Here is a 24502-nt window from a genome sequence, read left to right as displayed (position 1 = left end):
TGAAAATTTAGATAATTGAGAAAGGAAAGTGAAAATTTAGAAAATTGAGAAAGGAAAGTGAAAATTTAGAAAATTGAGAAAGGAAAGTGAAAATTTAGAAAATTGAGAAAGGAAAGTGAAAATTTAGAAAATTGGGAAAGGAAAGTGAAAATTTAGAAAATTGGGAAAGGAAAGTGAAAATTTAGAAAATTGAGAAAGGAATGTGAAAATTTAGGAATTGGGAAAGTGTAGATCAGGAGTTTATAAACTTGAGTAAAAAATATAGAATTACAGTTCTTGTCATGCTGTTAGTCATGGCAACAGTCCTTGGGTCGCTATGTATCGACCAGAAAAGTGATGAAAAAACTGCTACTGCCAACCAGTCAGGCGTACAAAGCCAGGGAGGCGCACTAAGATATGCAACTGCTTTTTATCCCGAAGACACTCTTGACCCGGCAGTAAAATGGACTGGCTGGTACATGCGAGAAGCCGGAGTCTATGAGACGCTTTTCAGTTATGACGAGAATATGAACTTACGGCCTGAACTTGCTAGCAAATATGAGAAAATATCAGATACTGAATGGAGGATCTACCTTAGAGACGGAGTAAAGTTTCATGATGGCACTTCCATGAATGCAGACGCTGTGGTGAATTCACTCAACAGGGTGCTGGATGATAATAATTCAAGAAAAGTAGAATACAATTTCATCCAATCCATAAGCAAATACTCTGACGATGCAATTACAATAAAAACAAATTCTACATACGCTCCTACTATAGCAAGCCTTACAGACCCTATAACTTCCATAGTCAGCCCCAGTTCAAAAGACCTTAATACCACAGCAATAGGAACAGGTCCATTTAAAGTTAAAAGTTACACCAAGGATGTAAATCTCGTTCTGGAGAAGAATGAAAACTACTGGAACGGTACACCTAAACTGGACAATGTCACTATCTATTTTGTCAAAGACGACATGACCAGGCTCTTCAAGCTGGAAAGCGATGAAGTGGACATTGCTGACGGAATTCCTCAATCAGAAGTGGCAGAACTGAAAAACAATTCTGACTACACCTTATACAGTAATGCGACTTTGAGAACATATTTCCTGTATGTAAATATGAATAAAGAGCCTCTGAATAATGTAAAAGTAAGGCAGGCCCTGAACTGTGCTCTTGATCGCCAGCAGATTGTGGATACGGCTCTTGAGGGTGTTGGAGGAACTCCTGCAAAGAGCTTTTTCCCGTCTGTTATGAACTGGTCAATAAACAATAAAATCGATATGGTTTCTCAGGACGAACAAAAAGCCAGGAGTCTTCTGACCGAAGCTGGCTTAAACGACACTAACGGGGACGGCTGGCTGGAATACAATGGTAAACCTTTCGAATTGAACATAAAGACCTATACTGGCCGCCCTCAGCTTAAACCCGCTGCCGAGGTAATTGCAACCCAGTTTGAGTCCATCGGGATAAAGACAAGTGTCACTGTCCTGGAAAGTGGTGCATTAACGGATGATATGAACAAAGGAGACTACGATCTTGCTCTCTATGCCTGGACAGTAGCTACTACCGGGGACCCTGACTACTTTATTTCAAAGCATTTTGAGTCTACAGGAGCTGAAGCACAGAAGACAGGTTACTCAAACCCCCAGGTAGATGAATGGATAAAGGCAGGTGAACAGACCATGAACCAGACTCAGAGAAAGGAATATTATGACAAAGTTCAGGAACAGGTACTGGAAGACTGCCCAGAGATATCCGTATTCTATCAGAACTCCATAGTTGGAGCAAACAAGAAAGTAGGAGGGATTAAACAGTTCCCGAATGAGATCTCTTTCCTGACCAAAGACATCTACATCAAACAGTGAACTCGATAAAGTCCAGTGAACTCGATAAAGTCCAGTGAACTCGATAAAGTCCAGTGAACTCGATAAGGTTCCGGAGTTTTTTCCGGGGCCTTACAAAAAAGCAGTAGTGTCATGGCAACTTAGTTATGATACTTCAATACATAGACAATACTTCATCTGTAGTCCCGTTCTTAATTATAATGATCCATAACTAAATTGCGTAGACAGTAGTTAGATTATTGGAACTATTGAACGCTCAGAAAAAGAATATGGAAGTTTATGCTTTCATCAGCGATAGAAGAGAAAAAAATTAAAAATAAAGCAAAGTTTGCAACATAATAGAGAGGACTGATAAGTGATAGAGTTTATAACTCGAAGGCTTTTGCTCCTTCTCCCTGTCCTTTTACTGGTATCTGTGATCAGTTTTTCTATAATCTATATATCTCCAGGGGATACGGCAGAAAATGCTCTGATGAATCCCGGAGGAGGAGTAGACCAGAGAGCCGTCGAAGAGTTCAGGGTTAAAACGGGGCTTGATGACCCTGTACATATCCAGTACATCCACTGGATGGACAGAATCATCCACGGAGACCTTGGAAAATCATACATGACAGGTGAAGATGTCTCGAAGGCAATATTCAGATGCTTCAAAGTCACCCTGAAGCTTGCCGTAATCAGTATGCTGGTGTCTCTAATTATTGCGATCCCACTTGGTATCCTTTCAGCTCTGAAAAGAGGAACAGCTATAGACGATGTCTGCAGATTCTTTGCCCTTGCAGGAGTCTCAATGCCCAATTTCTGGCAGGCATATCTCCTGATCATAGTCTTCGCGCTTACATTGAAGGTCTTGCCTTCTTCAGGATATGGAGATGGAGGTCTTGCCGATATCCTACTGCCTGCAATCACCCTTGGAACGGGCTATGCAGCTGTAACTATGAGATTGATGAGAGCAAGCATGTTGGACGTGATGCAGCAGGATTATATCCGGGCAGCCAGAGCCAAAGGAGTTCCTGAATACATGATTATTCTCAAGCATGCTTTGAAGAACTCCCTCATACCCGTTGTAACAGTTGCAGGGCTGAATTTCGGATATCTCTTGAATGGTTCTGTTATAGTTGAGACGATCTTCTCGTGGCCGGGCATAGGAAACCTGATTGTTTCATCCATACTCAGCAAGGATTACCCCATGATACAGGGCTGTGTGCTGTTCATTGCTGTGATATTTGTACTGATCAATTTTGCAGTGGATATATCATACTCTTACCTTAACCCAAAGATTAGATATGAAACTAAGAATTAAAAACAAAAATCCGGGATTGTTCCTTAGTGCAGGAGTTCTTATTTTTTTCATGCTTTCAGCGATTTTCGCAGGGTATATAGCGCCTCACAATCCCGAGAAAGCGAATCTTGAACTTCGACTTAAAGAGCCTTGCCATGAGTATCCGTTCGGAACCGACCATTTAGGCCGCTGCATATTAAGCCGGATAATTTTTGGCGCAAGAGTATCTTTATCAGTTGGACTCCTGGTAGTAAGCTCCTCCCTGATTTTAGGTCTTACCATTGGCACTCTATCCGGATATTATGGAGGATGGCTGGATGAGATAGTTATGCGGGTAGTTGACGCTTTTCTGGCCTTTCCCAGCCTGCTGCTGGCCCTCGGAATAGCCGGGCTTTTCGGTGCAGGATTCATGAATCTGGTCATGGCCCTGATAATAGTGGACTGGGCTGGTTATGCCCGCCTGGCCAGAAGCTCTGTCATAGCTGTAAAAGAACAGGACTATATCAAGGCTGCGAAAGGGCTTGGAACAGGGGATTTACATGTTATTTTACACCACGTAATCCCAAACGTGATGTCTCCACTCATAGTAATGGCAACCATAGGAATGGGATATGTCATACTGTCTGCAGCAGGACTCAGTTTTCTGGGTTTTGGAGTGCAGCCGCCTACTCCGGAATGGGGATCCATGTTGAATGAAGGAAAAATATACATCCGATCTGCTCCCTACATCATGATCTTTCCCGGAATTGCTATCATGATTACGGTCCTGGCGTTCAACTATCTTGGGGACGAGTTAAGGGACCTGCTTGACCCGAGAGAAACGAAGGACATCGACTGAAATTAACCATCAAAGAAGGGCATCGACTGAGCTTAACCTTTGAAAAAAGAAGGGTATCGACTGAGCTTAACCTTTGAAAAAAGAAGGGCATCGACTGAAACTGTATATTCGATATTTCTTCAGAGCAACTACCATGAAAAAATACTCATCATTTAACAGCAAGTTTATTTTAAACGCAACCATCAGTGTTGTTGCCGGATACAGGGAAAAATTAAATTGTTTCAGTCGAAATGCGTGCCTGTTCTTAGGATATATTTTCCTCATCTCTTTGAGCCTGGGAATCTACGAGGTACTCTTCAATCTGTACATCTTAAGGCTCGGGTTCAGGGAGGACTTCCTGGGACTCATGCTCTCACTGGTTTCCATATCCACCGGCCTGTTTGCAATCCCTGCGGCCATGTTCTGCGACAGGGCAGGCAGAAGGAACACATTGTTATTGTCCTGCCTTCTTCTCCTGTTTTCCTTTGCAGTCCTGTACACCACTACCTCGACATTACTGCTGGTTTTATTCAGCATTCTCTATGGGGTATCCTCATCACTTAAAATAGTTACAGCATCCACGTTCATGGTTGAAAACTCCACGAGTCATGAAAGGATGCATCTGTTTTCGATGTACTACCTGTTATACACCATAGGTGTCATGATAGGAAACTTTGCGGGCGGCATTCTACCACAGACCTTTACCAGCTCACTCAAGATTGACCCAGCAGACCCAACGGGTTACCAGCTCTCATTATATGCATCTTTAACTGCTGTGTTAATTTCCCTGCTACCTCTTATATTCATAAAAAACAAAAAACCCGCTCTGCCAGGAAAGCCAGCTCTGTTTTCTACCCTTTCTTCGACTTTAAGGTCAAAAACGATCCAAAAATTAGTTCTGGTAAACGGGCTTATAGGTATGGGATGGGGGCTTGCTCTTCCCTATTTTAATGTTTATTTTGACATTGTCCTTGGAGCAAGTTCCAGGCAGATAGGTTTCATCTTTTCCCTTTCCCAGGTGGTCATGATGTTCACCTTATTATTTGTCCCTATACTTACCGAATGGTTAGGGAAAGTGAAGGTCGTAGCCCTGGTCCAGCTCTCCTCAATCCCATTTCTTCTGCTTTTTACATCTACGTCCCTACTTACAATAGCTGCCTTCGGATACATCATGAGGTCAGCTATAATGAATATGTCAAACCCTATATTGAGCAGTTTCAATATGGAGGTGGTCAGCGAAGACCAGAGGGCAACTGTTAACAGCCTGATATGGATGAGCTGCTATACCTGTGTTGGACTAAGCACCTATGCAGGTGGTTTGATGATGGCTCACAATTACTATAGCCTTCCTTTCCTTCTGACCTGCGTATTATACGTAGTTGCTACTGTACTGTATTATTTGTTCTTTGAGAAGATGGAAAAAGAGCAAAAAAACTTAGAGGCTGTCTGAATATTATATTTCTTATATTTTATAATTATTGAGGCCATCCCAAAACCAACTTTATTCTCAAAACCATAAAATTTTCAGAATTGTTTTCATTATCCGAAGATCAAATAATAATCGCAAATTCGAGATCAAGAAAAGTAATTTTGAGTTTTGGGAGCAGCTCATTATTATGTTGCAATTAGTTTTATTATGTCTATAAATTTGAGAACCGATGCAATAGCATTATTTAATTTTAAGACAGCCTCTAAGGAATTTAATAAAGAAAAATTAAATAGACTTAAAGATTCAAATTCTTAAAAAGGGGAAGTGAATATGGATATTGAAGAAATTCAAGCAATCTTCAAATTTTCAGCCCTTGAAAAGCATATGATTTCCAGTTTTGGAATTCAAGAAGATCTGTTTCTTCCTTTTCTGCTTTCATTAAAATCAGGAGGCTCCTGGAGTTATGCCTCCGAAGAAACAAAAAGCATGGCAGTAAAAGACGTGATAACTTACTATAGTGAGGAAAGCAAGACCGGTTATACTCTGGAAAAGATATACTTCTTTATCGAACCCGAAGTCATAGCTGAAGAAGGGGTCATCCAGAGGCTGGAAAAATGCGGAACAAAAGAAGAAAGAGAACTGGTTGAAAGGCCCTATATAATAACCCTGCATGCAAAAAAAATCATATTTGCAGAGGTAAACCCTGATCTCAGGAAAATAACAGTCAGGGAGTTAAAGAAAAAACACATAAAACTGAAAGGTACGCCGGCATATAGCGCAGCTCATGAGATGGAACATCTTGAAAAGGGAGAAATAGGAGGAATTCCGCTCTGGACTTTTGAGTACATTAAAGGTCAGTAAAAATGTTTAGAAAAATAAAAATATGTTAAACAACTGAACATTGTATGAGAATTTGATTTTACTATTTTTCAATTTTGTACTGGTACTGTAAATCTGATACTGAATTCAGTCCCGAAAGCTCTTTTTAACTCAATTTTGCCCCCTAACTGGTCTACCAGGGTTTCCACTAACTGTAAGCCAAGAGAATTGGAATCTTCTAAATAAAATTCATTAGGAATACCAATCCCATTATCCGAGACTATTAAAACAAAATCAGTGACATTACAACTTTCTTTTGTGTTTTCCTGCTCTTTGTTTGCGTATTCTGCAGAGTTTTCTTTGTATAGTTTGATTTGAATTTTCCCGTTATCTCTGCCTAAAAATGCGTACTTAAGGGAATTTGAAACAAGTTCGTTAATGATTATTCCCAGCGGGACGGCTATATCCATATCAAAGAAAATGTTTTCTTCCAGTTCGATGTTCAGGATCGTGTTGACATTTCCAAGTTTATAGGTCTGGAAAAGATTTTCAACAAGCCTTTTAAGATACGAAGAGAAGTTTATTGTATCGTTTCCTCTGCCTTCATGCAGTTCTTCGTGGATAAGAGCAATTGACATTACTCTGTCCTGGCTTTCTATGAAAGCGTTAAGAACTTCTTCATTCTTAGTATGTTTTCTGTTTCTGAACTTTTCAGCCTGTAAGTCAAGAAGGGAAGAGATCACTTGCAGATTATTTTTAATTCTATGATGGATTTCTTTTTTTCGGGCATCTTCGGCTTTTGCCAGAAGTCTTTCCGCATTGACTTGCTCAGTAATGTCTCTGCTAATAGCTGAGACAGCCTTCAGCTTTCCAGAAGCGTCAAAGACTGGAGAATAAGTTATTGACACATTTATTAGTCTACCACCTTTTTTTAGCCGTAAAGTTTTGTGACGCTGGATTTTTTCTCCCCGTTTAACCATTTCAACAAACTTTCTTATTTCACCTTTAAGATTATCTGGTTCAAGGATTGAGACATTTTTACCCAGAATCTCTTCAGCCGAATAACCATAAATCTGCTCTGCGGCTTTATTCCAGCTTGCAATAATACCATCTAGAGTCTCAGTTATAATAGCATCATTTGATGATTCCACAACATCGGCTAATGTCCTGATCTTCTCTTCTGTTTTCTTGATATCTGTAATATCCTGAATTGTTCCTCTCAGGAGAATTGGGTGTTTTTTCTCATCAAAAACAACTTCACCATGTGAGTGGACTACGCGATCTGACTCATCAAGCGAGATTATCCTGTGATCAATGCTAAAGAACTTCCCATGTAAAGCGCTATTAACAGTGTTATGTACGTAACTTCGATCTTCGGGATGTATAAAGTTAAAAAGTTCACTGTACTTATGAAACACTTTTTGGGGAACACACCCAAAAATACGACACATCTCATCAGACCAGTACATTTCATTAGTTGCAAGATTCCAGTCCCAATTTCCAATATGAGCTATTTTTTGGGCTTCAGAAAGTCTTCTCTTTTCTTCCATCAATGATTCATAAGCCTTTTCAAGCTCATCTGTACGTTCTTTAACTTTTGCTTCTAAACCATTGTGTGCTCTTTTAAGCGCTTCTTCTGCTTTTTTGCGCTCCGTTATATCCTGCGTTATGCCGAAGCCGCCAACAATCTCTCCATTTATGTCAAATTCAAAATATGCCTTCTTACGAACCCATTTGACCTTTCCATCTACGATAATCCGGTGTTCTATACTATATGGTTCACCCTTTAACTTTGCTATCCATTCTTTCTGGACATATTTTCTGTCATCCGGATGGACTTTAGAAAGGAAGGTCTCATAGGTCAAATGAGTGCCTTTTGGGATACAAAAGATACGATAATTTTCATCAGACCACGTTAATTCTTTTTTACGCGCGTCCATACGCCAGCTTCCTAAATTGCCAACCTCCTGAGCGCGATCGAGATCTTCCTTGTTTTTCTTTAGCTCATCCACAAGGATATCGCATTCCTTCAATGCTTGAGAAAGCTTGAAGTTGCTGTGACTTAGTTGTGAGATCATGTTGGCAAGTTTCATAAGGAAGGACATATTTTTGTTCACAGTTTCTCTGCTTAACCGCGGAACTTTTTCGAGCGCCTTTATATATTCCTCTTCATTGAAGCCATATTTTCTAGCCTGGGATCGAAAAAGTTCGTAGTCCAAAGTCTCATCTTCAAAAAAGAAATGTCCTGAGAAGATATTGGCGATGTGTTGTCCTTCCACGATCAGGCCCGTCACAAAATTCCACATATTATTCTTACACTTATAAAGCTTAAATTCTCCAGGAGCAACGCCCATTGATAGCTGTGTATCGCTTTCTATGCAGTGCCTGCAAGTCTCTGGATGGACTCTGTGGAATCTTGTACATATATCCGGCCATCCAATGCTCATAAGGACATTGCCTTTGAGATCAATAATAGATATGGTGATGTAAGTAAGTTGAGATAAGTCATTCATAAGAGACTTGAGCGCTGGAACATCAAGAATATCAACTAATTCAAGGCTCGCAGCACTGAGCGCAGGATTCGAGTTTGTTGTCTTTAATTGCTCCAGGTCTATTTTCATAATTCCTTCAGACTCCTCTCTTTGACGTCGACATACTTAACTTTAGTATACTACTGTGACCACTCACAAGCGAGAGTACATCTTTAATTTAAAAAAATATTTAATGTATAAAATTAAACTGATTCCTCAGGTATAATATTACTAAATTTAAAAAAATAGTAGATAAAGATATTTATTTTGTGTGTGAAGCTCACATGACAATATCAAGAACTCAAGGAATCTGGCTTTGATAACACCCTTTTTGACGTTTACCTCACCCTTTTTGATGTTTACCTCACCCTTTTGACGTTCACCTCGCACTTTTTGATTTTCACCTCACCCTTTTTGACGTTTACCTCGCCCTTTTTTGACTATTGATCTTGTTATGACCTCAGGTAGGAAGGTTGTCCTAACGATGTTTTTTCAAACCATCGCTAAACTAATCAGTGAATTGTCATAAAAGGCTTAAATTTGATAGGGTGCAGAAAATTAAAAAGAGCATTGTGAGCCATTTTTGTTCCGTACTTTCATGCTAATCAATATACTGTGCGCCAGATCGTAAGAAGAATTATGTTCAGAATTTAGCAGTAATTATTATAAAATCTCAATGTTAATTATAACGCACTTAATATAAAATGCATTAATTAAGTGGAGGGAAAATATGAAAAAAGCACTTATCATATTGATAGTGTTATTCGGTGTATTCCTGGCCATAGGATGTGCTGGTCAGCAAGATGGAGCTCCAAATGAAACGGGAACTCCGGTCCAGGCTGTGACTGAAGTTGTAAAAGAGACTCCTGTTACAGAAGTAACTCCAGCCACAGGAATGAACAAGACTACCTTACAGGACAATAATACTACTGCAAACCGGACCGTTATATATGGTAACAACACTACTGCAGCTAGAACCACCATAAAAAGCAACAATACTACTGCAAACAGGACCGTTATACATGGTAACAACACTACTGCAGCTAGGACCACCATAAAAGGCAATAATACTACTATAACCAGTACCACTATAGTCAAAGAAACTCCTGGAAACGATTAATAAGTTATTTAGTGTCTACCAGGTACTGAATTTTTAATGTAGGACTTACGCTGTTGGACTGAAAAATCGATAGCATTAAACCTTCAATTGTCTAAAACACTAAACAAGTCACAATGTCGAAAGTGCTTGATTTTGTACCTCAAGTGCGTAAGTCCTATAATGATAAATCTGAACTCTAGACTTTCCATTGGGGATCGGTTAAGGAATTTTCTTGCCAAAAAGCTATCAATTTTGCATTAGAAACCGGCCTTGAATTTTCGCCTCTTTAAATAAAATCGATAACCTGTTCCACGTTATAACTCATTAGAATATTTAATAAATGTTGTGGAAATGGACGCAGTTTGTCACACTCTCTTACTTAACCGAAGACGCATGAATTCAGATTTTCAATCAAGAAATGCAAAAATCGCTAGATTTTGGAGCAGAGTCATATTATTTAGCATGAAAATACTGCCATCTGCAAGCATTTTCATTGATTGCGCATGTTATTCGAAGAATATCATTTTCGTTTAGTGAAATAAGTCAAGCATATCCGAAAACGTATTGAGTCTGAAGTCGAAGCACTGATCCTTTTCTTCTCCGGGTCTCCAGTCTCCATAAGAAGCGTAAGCGGTTCTCAATCCAAGTTTGCGAGCAGGAACCATATCCCTTTTGATGTTGTCTCCCACTACCAGAGTTTCTCCGGGTTTTATCCCGAGCTCCTTAAGCGCGAAAAGAAAATGTGCCGGATCTGGTTTTTTTGTGCCTGTCGTGTCCGCAGCCACGATAAGATCGAAGTAATTAAGAAGCCCGACCCTTGTGAGCCTTGCCAGAGCATGATAACTATCGGCATCCGTTATAATCACGAGCTTTAAGCCCAGCTTTTTAAGCTTATCAAGGGTATCCGTTACAGCTGGATAGAGTTCGAGATTTTGCAGTTTTCCCCGTTCATAGATCTCACAGCACTTCCTGTAGCCCTGAGCTGTAAAAACATTTTTCTCCTGCATGTAGTCCCGAATATTTTCGTAATCTTCAAAACCGTAAACTCCTCTCAGAAAGTATCTGAAAAGTACAGAAGGTTCTTCCGTAACATCTCCCTTCCAGATAAAAGAGAGAATCTCCCTGCAAGCTTCCAGTTTTGCAGCTACGAAATCAAAAAGAGTGTTATCCATATCAAAAAGCACGGCTTTCAGAACTCCGGGATAAACTCGCTCCAGATCTTTCTGAATTATGTTCATGTTCTTATCAAACTCTTCCATTTTCTTCGTGCCTTCTGCTTTTTCTAAACCATGCAAATTTGATTTTTCTTTCTCTGCTTTTTCTTTCTTTGCTCTTCATCTCTGCTCTTCTTTCCGGAACTATTTTCAGAGCTTTTCGGGGAGAGGCTATAAAAGCCATAAAGGACAGATGTATAAATCATAAACGAACAACGAATTTAAGTAAATACCGAACGCGGACATTTTAGAATCCGCAGGGTCTACTATAAAAGGCAGAGCAGGAAATTTTGATATGAGCTCCGACGAACCAAAAGATGAAACCTTCAGGAAAGAAGGCAGTGAAGAAAAAACTGAAGAAGAGACGGTTTCCGAAGAAATGTTTGTTCTAAGCGATTCGGGGGATACATGTAAGCAGGAAATCAGCGATAAAGTCATTGCGGCCAAGCTTAATGAATACGGACTTGATTTTCTCAGCTGTGGCAACTTTAATGAGGCAATGGAGGCTTTTGATAAAGCAATCGAGCTTGATCCAGATAATATAGACCTATTAAACAATAAGGCTCAAGCTCTTGAAACCATTGGAAAATACGGCGAGGCTCTTGAGTTTTACGAAAAAGCTATCAAAATCAATTCCGAGGACCCAGATCTCTGGAATAATATGGCTTTCTCCTTGTCCCAGGTTGGTAAGTATGACGAAGCTGTTAAAGCCTATAAAAAAGCCCTTGAGCTCAGACCGGACTATCCCAATGCATGGTACGGAAAGGCCCTGAACCTGAGTCAGGCAGGAGACTATAAAGCAGCTATCGAAGCCTATGAAAAAGTCCTTGAGGAAAATTCCGATTATAAAGAAGCCTGGGTAGGAAAAGGCATAGCTCTGGGTCAAATGGGCAAGTATGACGAAGCAATTATCGCATACGACAAGGCAATTGAACTTGATCCTAACTTTACCGAAGCCTGGCATTATAAAGGCGTGGACCTGGACAGCCTTGGAAGTTACAGGCAGGCCTTAAAAGCATATCAAAAAGCTGTGGAGCTTGATCCTGAGAACGATGATGCCTGGAATAATATGGGGATAGACCTCGAAAACCTTGAAAACTATGACGAGGCAATTAAAGCCTTTGACAAAGCAATCGAAATCAACGCCGAAAATGCCGATGTCTGGTATAATAAAGGCTTTACCCTCAGCCAGATGCAGAGATTCGAGGAAGCCGCAGAGGCGTACAGGAAAGCTACACAGCTTGACCCTGAGTATTTAGAAGCTTATTCAAGTCTGGGTTTTGTGCTTGCTCAACTCAGACACTTTGAAGAAGCTCTGGAGACTTATGAGCAGGCACTCAAGCTTGATCCTGAGGCTGCAGACTCATGGTTCGGGAAAGCTGTTTGTCTGAGTTTCCTCGGGCAGGAAGAAGAAGCAGAAGAAGCATACAGGAAAGCTGTAGAAATTGATCCCAGATATGCCGAAGTAGGGGGAAATACCCAGTAATCGAATTTTTTACATACCAGCCTATTTCTATTCGATAGCCTATTATCATTCAACGTTTACTTTTTTCAAAATTTTTAAATTTTTATTTTTTAGGTCATACGTACTATAGCGCCTTACTGTTTTATGTTATGGGCAGAATTCGGATTATTACTAATTGTACTAATTGTTACTCGATAATCGGGCTTTGTTCAGAATTACCAGGCATTTGCTCAGAATTACCAACTACTCTGCCCATATTTCATTTTTTATAAGTTTTTCAGGCCTGAGCCATTATTTGCCCTTGCTAGGTGTTACGTGGATTACTCCTGTGCCCCCGGTAGTACCTGTAACATTTTTAGCTGGAGTTTGTACTTTGGTTGGAGTTTCCAATTCAATTGGAGTCTCCTGTTCATGTTTCTTTGTTATGGTTATGTTTGTCGGTTCGGTTACATTTTCTACTCCAGTTACATTTTCTACTTCAGTAACTGCTTCAGCCGGAGTTACTTCTATAACAGGAGTTTCTTCTCCAGCCTCAGTTACGGTTACTGCTTCCTGGATCGGTGTCACAGCTTCAGCTCCGGTTACTGCTTCAGCCTCAGTTACAGCCTGGACTGGAGTTCCCGTTTCATTTGGAGCTTGCTGACCAGCGCACCCGATGGCCAGGAATAGACCGAACAATACTATCAACATAACAAGCGCTTTTCTCATGTTTTCCCCCACTCAAATCATGTGTTTTATAATAAATGGTTTATAATTGATATTGAGGTTTTATAATAATTACTGCTAAATTCTGAACATAATTCTCGATGGTCAATTTGTATCTGATTGGTATTAATATTTGAATAACGTATGTTTAATTATGGGAAAAAGAGGTCCAAAACCACAATTCTTTGACGTTGCCTGTCCAAACAAAAACTGCAAACTCTATGGTCTGATTAACCAGGGAAATATTACTGGGAATGGAACTTACATAAGTCGTGGAAAGAAAACAAGAAGATATGTTTGCCACAATTGCGGCAAAGTATTCAATGATAACACAGGCACTTTTTATCATGATCTTCGCAAAGATGAGCAAACTATTGATCTAGCTATAAAAATGTCTATGAAAGGAATGAGCATTGAAGGTATTGCCGATGTTTTAGAGATACAACCTGCCAGTGTAAAGCGATGGTTAGCTCGTACAGATGAACAATGTGATAAAGTAAATGAAGTATGATGAAAGACCGGGATGTACCCAGATAGAAATGGACGAACTATGGGTAATAATTGAGGGTTTGCCAAAATTAACGAAAAGGCATTAAAAGCAAAAAAGTCCGATAAGAACACATATATTCTTATTAGAAATTGTAGGGAAAGCTCTCTGTTTTGTGATGTCCATTATATCGAATAGCACAAAACAAAGAGCACTTATTTGACATGAAAGTGCTCTCAAACACTTTCATTTTTTGGACATGTTATTCAAAGAATATCATGTATGTTTGGCATGAAAGTGCTCTCAAACACTTTCATTTTTTGGACATGTTATTCGAAGAATATCATGTATGTTTTTATTTAACTGTAAACGTCAGGATTTGTTCCTATCCACCGCCCTTCACAGGATAAGATTTAAAAAAGTCATATCCTGAAATACACCTAGAAGATGGCGAAAGAATTAACAGATTAATCCACAATTTTTTTGCTCAGGATGTACAGGATCATATCCGAATTCAATTTACTTTCCCTGGAAAGCTTTTCAGCAATAACCTCATTGGTAAAGCGGTCGGCTTTTAATTCCTGAATTTTCTCCAGAACATTCTGAGAGACATTATAATATTCGTTTATGTCTTTTCTGTGTCCCCATACATCGCCTTCCAGAAGATTTATCTTCTGCATCTCCAGGAACATTTCAATTGACTTGGAAACCGTCCTTCTGTAAGATTTAGGAAGCTGTATAGCTTCAATTTTCGGACATGTTTCTGCAAGCATGAATACATCCTTGTTAGATGGCCTGAAAGCAAGATGGATAACCTTTTCGTTCGGGTTCAGGGTAGGAATTTCCTCCCGTGAACTAACTACTCTTATTTTCATACTATCCCCACTCCTTATTTAATAATTAGATTTTCATTTATTTAAAAATCAAATTTTGTTTACGCATTTACATTTTAAATACATATCGATTAGCCGATATATTATTTAGAGGGTTTATACCCAAAACGAGTTCTAATAGAATCAGCATGTGCCTGTAGACCCTCTTCCTCGGCTAATGCGATTACAGTTTCTTTCAGACTTTCAAGCCCACTCTTGCTGATTCTCTGAATACTTGAGTATTTAATAAAATGGTTTATATTCAGACCAGAATAAACTCTGGCATATCCGGATGTGGGAAGCACGTGATTTGTCCCTGAGGCATAATCCCCAACAGGAACCGGAGAATAGTTTCCTATAAAAATCGATCCTGCGTTTTTAATCTTCTCAAGTACGAAATCCGGGTCCGATACCATAATCTCAAGGTGTTCGGGAGCAAACTTATTGCTAAAGCCAATACATTGTTCCAGGGAATCTGCAATAAGAATTGCGGCATTTTTAAGAGAAGCCTTTATAATACAGCTTCTTGCAGCCTGTTCCGCCTGAACCAGAACCTCTCTTTTTACAGCTTCTGCCAGCGTATCCGAACCTGTGACGAGTATTGAAACTGAATTTGGATCGTGTTCGGACTGTGCAAGAATATCCGAGGCGACCATAACGGCATCTGCCGACTCATCTGCAATAATGAGCACCTCGCTTGGGCCGGCCGGAAAATCAATTTCTGCAACATCCCTGATCTGCATTTTGGCAGATGTGACAAAAATATTTCCAGGTCCTACGATTTTATCCACCTTAGGAACGGTTTCAGTTCCGTAAGCCATTGCTCCTATAGCCTGCACGCCTCCGAGCTTGAACACCTTGTCCGCTCCTGCAACCTTTGCAGCGGCAAGCGTAAGCGGGTGTACGGAACCGTCCGGCCTCGGAGGGGTACAAACAATGACCTGCTCCACGCCTGCAACCCTGGCAGGGATTACAGTCATAAGCACGGTTGAAGGATAGGAAGCCCGCCCCCCAGGAGCATAAGCACCCACACTTTCCAGAGGCGTTGCCTTTTGACCCAGCACAATTCCTGGCTTTAATTCCATAAACCAGGTAGCTTTCGGAAGCTGAGCTTCATGAAAAGCCCGTATGTTTGCAGCTGCAGACTTAAGGTGATCCAGAAGTTCGGGACTTATGCCAGAAAGAGCCTGTTGAAATTCCTCCTCACTTACCTCAAAGTTTGCAAGTTCGACTTTATCGAATTTAACCGTATATTCCCTGAGCGCGGAATCTCCTCTGGTACGCACATCGGAAAGCACAGCTGAAACGGTATTCGCTACGTCCTCAAGCCCGGAACCCCGGGAGATTAATTTTTGCATTTCAGCTTCCGAAACATCAGACAACTTTTTGAATAACATCATGACCATCTCTAAAAGAACCTGACATAACCTACAGGTTGAAATCCGAAATTTGATCTCGAAATTTGATATAAACTGACTACTCAAATCTGATATAAAATAACTCTACTACAAATTAGTTATCGGCAATCTGAGAATTGAATAAGAGGATAATTGGTTAACTCGATAATCCGATTCAATTAAATCCCTGCTCTCATTTAATATTTTATCCCTTACTGATCATCCCATTAACAGAGATAAAACCGCGTAAGAATTCCCAATTTATAAAAATAAAAGAAAATCAGGCAGGTATAATCAATAATCATTAATTGTTTTTTGCCCTGAATACGAACTTTTCTCAGAAGATTCAGGCTCAGTGGGAGGCTCAGACTCAATAATTCCAGAAAATGTCCCTCTGTTCCTGATCTGCTTGAAAATCCGGTCTGCAATTTTCGGCCCAAGAAGAGCAGCCACTTTCTCAGGATCAACTCCTGCAAGCTCTGCTGAGGATTTGAAGCCTGCTTCATAGAGCTTCCTTGCCCTCACGCGCCCTATACCTCTGATATCGAGCAGATCCATAAGTTCAGGGGCTGCTCCGTAATGAATCCGCTTTTCAAGTTCTGCGGCTTCTTTTGCACCTTTGAGGTCAAGGAGCCCGGCAAGTTGAGCGGTGACGTGCATTATCCATTCCGCAATATCCGCAATTGAATGAATGTCACCTTCCCCGGTGCCGAACTTTAAGCAAATCTCGTTTTCAGATTTTTCATGGACCCAGTCAAGCAGAAGGAGGGAAGTCTTGACTTCCCCAAGGAACCATTCATATTCCGTAGTATCAAAGGGACTGGGCATCTTTACAAATTCACTCGCATGAGCCATTACATAATCGTTGATATCCTGATAATCGTGGCTCCGCATGTAAAGCAGGCGCATGTCAGGTGTGCTGCACACCAGATGAAGCAGAGTAAGCTCGCTCAGACTCTTTGCCTCTTTCAGGCCCTTTGCAATCCGGGCGGCTGACAGGGGGTCGATATAAAGCCTTGAGACAAGCTTTCCGAAGCTTGTAGGAATAAGTGCATCGGTTTTCTCAATCATCCCTTCCTGACGCAAAAAGGTAAGGCATTCGTTAACAACCGTAGAAAGCCCGAAGTTCGAGTACTGGAAAGCGAAAAATGTTGCCTCAAGAAAATCCATGAGTTCATCATATGTACGCGCAAAACCGTTAGAAACCGTAGAGAGCACATGGGTCCTGAGAGCATTTTCGGTTCCGAGTTTAGACCAGATATCTTCGGCATTGGCTTCTATATAATTTTCAAAAAGGAAAACAAACTCCTTATATGATTTTGCAACAAGCACGGCTTCTCCATAAGGGTCAAGCCTTGGCCTGCCTGCCCTGCCTGCCATCTGTTTGTACTCAAGCACAGGAATAGGCTGCATTCCATCTTCAGAGGAATAGCGCCGATAATTTCGGATAATTACGCGTCGAGCAGGCAGGTTGAGCCCGGCTGCAAGGGTAGGCGTGCTCGAAATCAACTTTATCTTTCCAGCCCTGAAACCGTCCTCCACAAGTTCTCTTAAAGGCGTCGTAAGGCCTGCGTGGTGAAAAGCCGTGCCTGAACGAATACAGGCTGCAAGGTTCGTTGAAGTATCGGTTTCACTGTTTTCAAGGATCTCGTCTGCAATTCCTGCAAGGACTTTCCTGTCTTCTGCGGAAAGGGTCTTATTAACAGTTGAAGCCGCCTTTTTTGCAAAGGCCATGCAGTTTTTTCTGCTGCTTTCGAAAACCAGGCACTGCCCATCTTTTTTGAGGGTATCCAGTGCAAGGTTCACAGCTTCGTCTTTTGTGGACTGCTCAACAGTTTTTTCCCTATCTTTGCAATAGAAAGTCCCATTAAAGAATACTCCCTCAAGAAGCTCGGTAGGTCTCCATTCACTTACTACAAGCTCGGCTTCCAGCCATGTTGCGAGTTCGTCGGCATTCCCGACGGTTGCAGACAGTGCAAGGATCTGGCAGGAAGAGTTCATTTTCCGAAGCTTTGCGAGGGTAACCTCAAGCGTTGGGCCCCTATCCGGCGAGTCTATAAGATGCACCTCGTCTGCCACAACAACCGAAATTTCCTGCATCCAGGCAGTCTCGTTTCTGAGCAGGGAATCGGTTTTCTCGGAGGTTGCAACAATAATGTCGTTCACTCCGAGTCCCTCGTCCCGCATGTCATAGTCCCCTGTAGAGATCCCGACCCTAATTCCAAGTTCCGAAAATTCCCTGAATCGCCTGAATTTCTCGGAAGCGAGAGCTCTGAGAGGCACAATATAGAGTGCCTTTCCTCCTGCCAGGATGGACTTCAACATTGCAAGCTCGGCAAGGAGAGTCTTTCCTGAAGCTGTAGGGATTGCAGCAAGCAGATTTCTTCCTTCAAGCAGCCCTTTTTCCACAGCTTCAGCCTGAGGGGGATAAAGTTCCAGAATCCCGGAATCGAGATAAAACCGCTTTACTTCGTCGGGCAGATCGAGACTTTCTATCTTCATTGAAAATCAGAAACTCACACATTAGATAAAAAACTATTTTGGAATTGCACGCTAGTATCGAAAAAGTTAGTATCTGCAGAAACTCCTTCAAAAATCTCTGCAAAAACCTTATTCTCTATTCAGAGAAACTCAACTTTTTATATTATTCCAATTTTTACGATTTTTTGAACATAGCTTACTCAGCACCAATTATCAAATATCGGTAACCGATTCCGAATTCAATCACCTGCTGAGTAATAGTAATTTCCACTCTCTTTTTGCTCCCGGTCAAGCCTTGAACCCATGTTATTCACACGCGGGCGCCTTGTTTCCTCATCCCTGCGGAAGGTTATGCCCAGGTTTTTCAAGAATCTGTTCATACCATCTTCCATGCTGAACGGACCATGCGCTTCACCGTATACCGAAGGCTTGCCTTCAAAAACCACGAGTCTCTGACTCAGCATATCTATCATGTAGATATCGTGGTCTACGACAAGGGCTGTCTTGTTGTTGTTTTCGGCAAAGCGGTTGATGACTTTTGTGACCATGGAACGCTGTTCCACATCCAGGTGGGCACTGGGTTCGTCAAGGATATAGAGGTCGGCTTCCTGAGTAAGGCAGGCTGCAATCGCAACTCTTTGCAGTTCTCCGCCGCTAAGTTCTGTAAGCATGTTGTCATAGATCTTATCAAGCTGTAGCGGATTTGCAATCTCTACCTCATAATAGCTGGTCCCAAAATGCTTTGAGATCCCGCGCAGGAAGTCCTGTACGCGCACAGGGATGTCGGCTTTAATATACTGAGGCTTGTAAGAGATTTTGACGTCTATGCCTGGATCGCCCTCATCAGGTTTGATTTCCCCTGCGAGCACTTTTACGAAAGTCGACTTTCCTATCCCATTGGGGCCCACTACTCCGAGCACCTCTCCCTCACGAAGGCTGCCACCTGTGGCTTTCAGGGAGAACCCATCTCCGAATTTCTTTGAAAAACCATTAAAGGTAACCATAGACCTTAACTGGTGGTCTTCTCTTGGAGGATGGACTTCAAACTTAATGGCCTCAGGTCGGATCCTTATATTTTCTTCATGGAGATAGCCTTTGAGATACTGGTTGATCCCCACACGTACACTCTTTGGAAGAGTAACCACACCAAAACCTGCAGGCTCTCCGTAGGCAATGTGAATGACATCTGTGAGCATGTCCAGGATTGCAAGGTCATGCTCTACTACAAGTACAGCCCTGTCCTTTGAAATCTCCTGGATCAGGCGGGCGACGTTAATCCTCTGGTAAATGTCAAGATAGGGGCTAATTTCGTCAAAGAAGTAGAACTGAGCGTCCTTTGCCGCACATGCTGCTATTGCCACACGCTGGAGTTCTCCACCGCTCAATTCCGAGATTTTCCTGTCAACTATGCTTTTTAAATCGAGATAATCGATAAGCTCATCAAGGACTCCTCGTTCATCGGTTTTTTCGAGCAGTTCGGAGGTTTTTCCTTTGAAAGCTTTAGGGATGAGGTCTACATACTGCGGTTTCTGGGAAACCCTAACTTTTCCGTCCACGACATCTTTAAAGTAATCATAAAGTGCAGTTCCGGCATAGTGTTCAAGCACAGTATCCCAATCACCTGTTTTCTGTCCGAAGTTAGGGATCAAAGTTCCTGAAAGAATCTGGACGGACGTACTTTTTCCGATCCCGTTAGGGCCGAGAATCCCTGTTACTTTTCCTACCCTGGGTACAGGCAGCCCGAAGAGGGCAAAACCATTTACTCCATACCTGTGAGTGGGTTCCTTCAGAGCTTCAGGAAGCCCTATGATCATAATGGCTTTAAAAGGGCATTTATTAACGCAAATTCCACAGCCTACACAGAGTTCCTCGGAAATGACGGGTTTTCCGTCCTCCTCAAAAACAATAGTTTCATCCCCTGTCCGGACCCTCGGGCAATATTTCTCGCACTCCTTACTGCACCGTCTGGGCTGACACCTATCTTTATTAAGTATAGCTATTCTCATGATAGTCCCCGAAAATTACGTTTTTCGTTAATTTGTTAAGTAGTGTTAGATAAAGCACCTGCTGTGATTTCAAGCGTAACTGGAGCGTAGTAATATAAGTTCCTGCTGTAGCAGAGAACAGTTATCACGGCAAGGCAGTTGATAATGTAATGTCCAGTATTAATGTTAAGAGGATATTGCATGTATACAGCAGTTATCTGAGAGGTATTTCGGTATACAGTTGTTGTATACAGTAGTTATCGGTTATGAAATGCCTGCTCTGGTATATGAACCGTTGGACTAACTGCATACATAAAATACCAGTCATACAGGAGTTTAATGAAATAAACGGCCAGGTAATACAGAAGCTGAGTAAATCAAAAAGGTAAAAACCTGTGATAAAAAGCTGTATAAAAGGCCCTTAAATTTAGAGAGCCTTTTTGCAATTCAGGAAATTAAATCTTAATTCAGGAGGAGAGTCCAGACTATAAGGAAAAAATCAATGACTATAAACTCTACGTAGAACCAGTCCTTGAATTTGAACTCCTTTGCACTGATCTGAAGTTGGGGATAAAGAAACTTCTGTATGAAATACGTAATTCCAATGACGATTGTAAGTACAGCATACCAGATCCTGTCTTCTCCGGTCCCGTACACGTGGAAACATAAAACTCCTGCGATTGTGCCGAGTAATGCGGCTACTACTGTCTTTACAATTCCGTCCCTATGCTCCTTTTGCTTTTCCTCAGGCGTCCTTTCCTTGATAAAAGTCTTCTTCTCTGGAGTCTCAATCTTTGCTGCAGGAACTGCTGAAGTAGCCTCTGCTATTTTTGCAGGTTCCTTTCTGGACTTTGACTTCGGATTTTGCTTACTCAACCTGTATACTCTCCTGAACGGCAATTAACATTCCCTGGATGTAATCGTAGTCAGAACCTAATCTCGGTTAAAAAATTAGACCTGAATTGTAAGATTTTAATTTGCGATAAGATATTGATTTGTACATAAGATTTTAATTTGCGGATAAGATATTGATTTGTACATAAGATATTGATTTGTACATAAGATATTGATTTGCATATTTGAGATCTCAGATTAAAATCATTGTATTTAAAATTATTAGAATCAAATTATATATCAGGTAATTATAATTTTTTGCTGAAATAAGATTCTTGAATTACAATACGGAATTAAATCCTTGGAGTTTAGTTTTTGATACAAGATTCTCGAAATTGAATTGTTGAAGTTACTATTAAGACTGGATTTCACAGCTTTAAATAAATTCATTACTTAAAACATTACCGATCTGATCTATAGATATCGAATCAATTCCTATCGAATTTAAATGTTTTGAAAATTTTGAAGGTCTATTCCCTCCTGGGTGATAGACAAGAGTGACTTCAGGAGAAAGTTTCCGGACCATATCTTCAAGCCCGCAAGCATCAAGATGGTCGCTTATCCTGATTGTTGGGTAAGGATAATCCATGCGGCAACTTAAGACGTATTTTTTCATGTTCCAGGGCAACTTGTCAAGGTCCCAGGGAGCAACTATAAAAACCCCGTCATCTTCTCCGGAGTCAAGCCCTACCAGTTCCCCGGCATCCTCAAGCATGCTGCGGGTAAGAGCCCTTGTCCTGGCCTCCATACAGATGGCGCCGTCATATCCGAATCTTCTTATGAGTTCAACTGCACGCTGGGCCTTTCCGAATTCATACGCTCCAAAGGCTACAGGCCCGTTTTCAAAAAGTGCAGATTTCATGCCTTCAAGGTCATCTGCAAAATGGCAGGAAGGATCAGCAGGGTCGCCATAGTTAGCTTCAGTGATAAGGACATCACAGGAAGGAAGGCTGCTTGCATCTTTGACGTCGCCTGTAACCAGAATCCTGGTCCCTACATCGTTTTCCCAGTAAAAGGCACTCGCGCCTGCGGTATGTTCCGTAGGATAAGTCTTTACCTTTGTTCCTTCAATGTCTATTTCATCCCCAAGCCTGCACATGCTGCCCGCATATTTTCTGTCGTGCCTGATTTCAAGCGCCACAGCAGTTTTTTCCGTACACACGGCATTGGGGGAGAGCATAGCCGATTTTCCGTTGTGGTCGGAATGGGCATGGGTGATCAGATAGGCATCGGGCTGAGGATGCTTTCCAACCGTCCTTGTAGTATCAATAGAAAAGGTGCGCAAGTCTCCGGCTTTGTCCCTGAACCGAAGAGAGATATGCGGTTTAAAAGTCCCGCGAGAATTACGCTGTCTGAGCGCCAGCACACCAAGATCAATCAGTTTTTTAGAAATCACGCAAATCCTTGAGGAAATAATACTTAAGGTATTTAAGGTTAGGGAAATCACATAGATTGGTAATGTACTGGTTTATAAAAATTTGAGAATACGTCGGAATTTAAGTCTTTTTTGTATTTTGCCTTAAAGCGCCGGAGAATTAGGTAAAGCGGGAGTTTTCGGCTGAAATTTTTTAATTAGTAAACCTTGCTCAGGAATCTTATAAAACTAATAGATACTGTGTTAAGTATTAAGTTTTATTAAAATATACGATGTTTAACAGTTAATCACTGGCTATTGATAGTAGAGGTCATGAAAGGTTTAAGGGCCTCCTTTGGCTTTGTTTCTTCATTTTTCCATTAAACTTAAATACCTCAGAGATCACTCGGAAAAAATGTCACAAACGAAATTCTCGTGGGTTACGCCGCTGAAGAAATCGTGAAACTTGTTTTCCAGTTAGTATTGACAGCAACTTCCACAGCAACTCTGGGAGTCCCAATTACTCCACAGATTATAAATCTCTTAAAAAAGTAACAAAAAAAGTTAATAAATAAGAAATCCTCTTAAAAAGCGGATCTCAATTATGTTTTCAGGGTTTCCTACTTTCTCCAGGCATAAGCCTTCTCCAGTAGAAGATTTAAGCCGGAAATCAGATCGCGAGAACGCGAAAGATTCAACGCCTTTGCGGTTTAATCTCCAGTGAAACGCCTTGTAGCGTATTTTATCCAGTTCAAATTCAGGCAGGGGATTCCTTGGTTATGATATAAGCAACCATTTCAGGGTTAAGCATATTTTCCCTTGAAATCTTTGCTTCGATATCCTCAGTGGATATACCTTCAGATCTCATTTCCTTTATTTTTTCAGTCACTGAGGACGGAATCGTGTAATACTCGTTTATATCTTTCCTGTGGCCCCAGACGTCGCCTTCAATGAGTTGGATTCTCTGCATCTCAAGGAACATTTCTATGGATTTTGAAACTGTAGCCATATAGGATTTCGGCAACTGAATTACCTCAATTTTTGGGCAGGTCTCAACCAGGCCCAAAACGTCCTTGTTCGATGGCCTGAAGGCCAGGTGAACAACGCGCTCATTAGGATTCAATGTAAAGATTTCTTCTCTGGAACTAACCACTCGGATCTTCATGTTTTTTCTCATCTCACTTTAAATTTTTTTACGTTTTTACATTGATATAATTAAGATATACTGACTATAAATATTTATCCCATTGAACTAACATTATTTAGATAGTATTAGAGATTTTTGATTCAAGAAACATTTCTTTAATCAAAATACTCTAGTTTACTCATATAATTATTTTATATTAACTTATTAAATTATTATGATATTTACAGAATTTCATAATTTTTCAAACAAAAATCTCAGGGACTCACTTCCCGCAGCAAAATTCTGTACATGCATAGTTTCCCTGCTATTGTTTTTTGATTTAATATAAACCTGCGGGGATTATATGAAAAAGTTAAGAACAGATACATGGTTTTAATTTAAAAACCAAAAAATGAGACTCAGTTTCATAATTTAGTGATTTCTCATTTTTTCCGTCCTTAAAACTTCACTTTTCTCTGCTAACTGCTCAAATAAACTGTAATAATCCTTGAGAAATGATTTCTTTGGCAGGAATGCCAAAGAATTATTTTACTCCGTTAATTGTTTCACTGAATTTTTTGACTAAAATCGATACGCTCCGCTACTTAATCCTTAACTCAGCTCTCAAAAATATCTTTTACTAAAGCTTAAATGGAGTAAATAATCTGAACAATTCCAGATATGACTTTTGTGGTTTCTTGAGCAAATTTACTCTTCTCATTTGA

General features: G+C 40.8%; 17 protein-coding genes and 1 pseudogene. 8 read left to right on the top strand and 10 right to left on the bottom strand.

Features of this window, described 5'->3' with window-relative positions; genetic code table 11:
* Window positions 1-248: 248 nt before the first annotated feature.
* From FXW07_RS06370 to FXW07_RS06350, 5 genes are all read left to right on the top strand, one after another.
* Window positions 249-1844: an ABC transporter substrate-binding protein gene (locus FXW07_RS06370; RefSeq protein ID WP_229394709.1), complete on the top strand. Its 1596-nt coding sequence runs from the start codon at window positions 249-251 to the stop codon at window positions 1842-1844.
* A 334-nt stretch (window positions 1845-2178) separates the two neighbouring features.
* Window positions 2179-3123 (top strand): nickel ABC transporter permease, encoded by a 945-nt coding sequence (gene nikB / locus FXW07_RS06365; protein ID WP_229394708.1) that lies wholly within the window; start codon window positions 2179-2181, stop codon window positions 3121-3123.
* Entirely contained in the window at window positions 3107-3940 is an 834-nt protein-coding gene (nikC, locus tag FXW07_RS06360; RefSeq protein ID WP_229394706.1) for a nickel transporter permease, read from the top strand. Before nikB ends, nikC begins: the two co-directional genes overlap by 17 nt.
* A 133-nt stretch (window positions 3941-4073) precedes the next feature.
* Window positions 4074-5369 carry an MFS transporter gene (locus FXW07_RS06355; protein ID WP_229394705.1) on the top strand — a complete coding sequence of 432 codons (1296 nt, stop codon included), beginning with the start codon at window positions 4074-4076 and terminating at the stop codon, window positions 5367-5369.
* A 309-nt stretch (window positions 5370-5678) separates the two neighbouring features.
* Complete coding sequence (locus FXW07_RS06350) at window positions 5679-6209, top strand: RimK/LysX family protein (protein WP_229394704.1); 531 nt, start codon at window positions 5679-5681, stop codon at window positions 6207-6209.
* Window positions 6210-6277: 68 nt separating this feature from the next.
* Here FXW07_RS06350 and FXW07_RS06345 read toward each other — a convergent pair whose 3' ends face one another.
* A complete protein-coding gene (locus FXW07_RS06345; RefSeq protein WP_229394703.1) occupies window positions 6278-8788 on the bottom strand; it encodes a PocR ligand-binding domain-containing protein in 2511 nt (836 codons plus the stop codon).
* Window positions 8789-9428: 640 nt separating this feature from the next.
* On the opposite strand from FXW07_RS06345, the gene FXW07_RS06340 reads away from it, so the two are divergent.
* The gene (locus FXW07_RS06340; protein ID WP_229394702.1) at window positions 9429-9818 is read left to right on the top strand and encodes a hypothetical protein; all 390 of its coding nucleotides are present in this window, start codon (window positions 9429-9431) and stop codon (window positions 9816-9818) included.
* A gap of 509 nt (window positions 9819-10327) precedes the next feature.
* On the opposite strand, the gene FXW07_RS06335 is transcribed toward FXW07_RS06340, so the two are convergent.
* The gene (locus FXW07_RS06335) at window positions 10328-11056 is read right to left on the bottom strand and encodes an HAD family hydrolase (protein ID WP_229394701.1); all 729 of its coding nucleotides are present in this window, start codon (window positions 11054-11056) and stop codon (window positions 10328-10330) included.
* 250 nt (window positions 11057-11306) lie between these two features.
* Between FXW07_RS06335 and FXW07_RS06330 the strand changes: the two genes are divergently transcribed.
* Window positions 11307-12497 carry a tetratricopeptide repeat protein gene (locus tag FXW07_RS06330; RefSeq protein ID WP_229394700.1) on the top strand — a complete coding sequence of 397 codons (1191 nt, stop codon included), beginning with the start codon at window positions 11307-11309 and terminating at the stop codon, window positions 12495-12497.
* Between the two features lie 270 nt (window positions 12498-12767).
* On the opposite strand, the gene FXW07_RS06325 is transcribed toward FXW07_RS06330, so the two are convergent.
* A complete protein-coding gene (locus tag FXW07_RS06325; RefSeq protein ID WP_229394699.1) occupies window positions 12768-13184 on the bottom strand; it encodes a hypothetical protein in 417 nt (138 codons plus the stop codon).
* A 151-nt stretch (window positions 13185-13335) separates the two neighbouring features.
* On the opposite strand from FXW07_RS06325, the pseudogene FXW07_RS06320 reads away from it, so the two are divergent.
* A pseudogene (locus tag FXW07_RS06320) lies at window positions 13336-13689 on the top strand (IS1 family transposase); the annotation flags it as partial.
* Window positions 13690-14135: 446 nt separating this feature from the next.
* On the opposite strand, the gene FXW07_RS06315 reads toward FXW07_RS06320, so the two are convergent.
* The 7 genes from FXW07_RS06315 to FXW07_RS06285 form a co-directional block, all read right to left on the bottom strand.
* Window positions 14136-14543 carry a DUF1699 family protein gene (locus tag FXW07_RS06315; protein WP_048118606.1) on the bottom strand — a complete coding sequence of 136 codons (408 nt, stop codon included), beginning with the start codon at window positions 14541-14543 and terminating at the stop codon, window positions 14136-14138.
* A gap of 101 nt (window positions 14544-14644) precedes the next feature.
* Window positions 14645-15946, bottom strand: coding sequence for a histidinol dehydrogenase (gene hisD, locus FXW07_RS06310; RefSeq protein WP_229394698.1), 1302 nt, complete (start codon window positions 15944-15946; stop codon window positions 14645-14647).
* A gap of 285 nt (window positions 15947-16231) precedes the next feature.
* Window positions 16232-18439 (bottom strand): ATP-dependent DNA helicase, encoded by a 2208-nt coding sequence (locus FXW07_RS06305; RefSeq protein ID WP_229394697.1) that lies wholly within the window; start codon window positions 18437-18439, stop codon window positions 16232-16234.
* A 218-nt stretch (window positions 18440-18657) separates the two neighbouring features.
* Window positions 18658-20424, bottom strand: coding sequence for a ribosome biogenesis/translation initiation ATPase RLI (locus FXW07_RS06300; RefSeq protein ID WP_229394696.1), 1767 nt, complete (start codon window positions 20422-20424; stop codon window positions 18658-18660).
* Window positions 20425-20865: 441 nt separating this feature from the next.
* Window positions 20866-21279 carry a hypothetical protein gene (locus FXW07_RS06295; protein ID WP_229394695.1) on the bottom strand — a complete coding sequence of 138 codons (414 nt, stop codon included), beginning with the start codon at window positions 21277-21279 and terminating at the stop codon, window positions 20866-20868.
* A gap of 394 nt (window positions 21280-21673) precedes the next feature.
* Window positions 21674-22693 (bottom strand): MBL fold metallo-hydrolase, encoded by a 1020-nt coding sequence (locus FXW07_RS06290; protein ID WP_229394694.1) that lies wholly within the window; start codon window positions 22691-22693, stop codon window positions 21674-21676.
* Window positions 22694-23408: 715 nt separating this feature from the next.
* A complete protein-coding gene (locus tag FXW07_RS06285; protein ID WP_048121083.1) occupies window positions 23409-23816 on the bottom strand; it encodes a DUF1699 family protein in 408 nt (135 codons plus the stop codon).
* Between the last annotated feature and the right edge of the window lie 686 nt (window positions 23817-24502).

Source organism: Methanosarcina sp. DH1, assembly GCF_020804205.1.
GTDB classification, from domain to species: domain Archaea; phylum Halobacteriota; class Methanosarcinia; order Methanosarcinales; family Methanosarcinaceae; genus Methanosarcina; species Methanosarcina vacuolata.
The sequence above is the reverse complement of the archived record's forward strand: the minus strand, read 5'-3'. Positions and strand labels throughout refer to the sequence as shown.

Excerpts from the sequence above, each read along its gene's own strand:
- nikC (WP_229394706.1), top strand. The coding sequence starts at position 3,107 with ATGAAACTAAGAATTAAAAACAAAAATCCGGGATTGTTCCTTAGTGCA.
- FXW07_RS06355 (WP_229394705.1), top strand. The coding sequence starts at position 4,074 with ATGAAAAAATACTCATCATTTAACAGCAAGTTTATTTTAAACGCAACC.
- FXW07_RS06350 (WP_229394704.1), top strand. The coding sequence starts at position 5,679 with ATGGATATTGAAGAAATTCAAGCAATCTTCAAATTTTCAGCCCTTGAA.
- FXW07_RS06345 (WP_229394703.1), bottom strand. The coding sequence starts at position 8,788 with ATGAAAATAGACCTGGAGCAATTAAAGACAACAAACTCGAATCCTGCG.
- FXW07_RS06340 (WP_229394702.1), top strand. The coding sequence starts at position 9,429 with ATGAAAAAAGCACTTATCATATTGATAGTGTTATTCGGTGTATTCCTG.
- FXW07_RS06335 (WP_229394701.1), bottom strand. The coding sequence starts at position 11,056 with ATGGAAGAGTTTGATAAGAACATGAACATAATTCAGAAAGATCTGGAG.
- FXW07_RS06330 (WP_229394700.1), top strand. The coding sequence starts at position 11,307 with ATGAGCTCCGACGAACCAAAAGATGAAACCTTCAGGAAAGAAGGCAGT.
- FXW07_RS06325 (WP_229394699.1), bottom strand. The coding sequence starts at position 13,184 with ATGAGAAAAGCGCTTGTTATGTTGATAGTATTGTTCGGTCTATTCCTG.
- FXW07_RS06315 (WP_048118606.1), bottom strand. The coding sequence starts at position 14,543 with ATGAAAATAAGAGTAGTTAGTTCACGGGAGGAAATTCCTACCCTGAAC.
- hisD (WP_229394698.1), bottom strand. The coding sequence starts at position 15,946 with ATGGTCATGATGTTATTCAAAAAGTTGTCTGATGTTTCGGAAGCTGAA.
- FXW07_RS06305 (WP_229394697.1), bottom strand. The coding sequence starts at position 18,439 with ATGAAGATAGAAAGTCTCGATCTGCCCGACGAAGTAAAGCGGTTTTAT.
- FXW07_RS06300 (WP_229394696.1), bottom strand. The coding sequence starts at position 20,424 with ATGAGAATAGCTATACTTAATAAAGATAGGTGTCAGCCCAGACGGTGC.
- FXW07_RS06285 (WP_048121083.1), bottom strand. The coding sequence starts at position 23,816 with ATGAAGATCCGAGTGGTTAGTTCCAGAGAAGAAATCTTTACATTGAAT.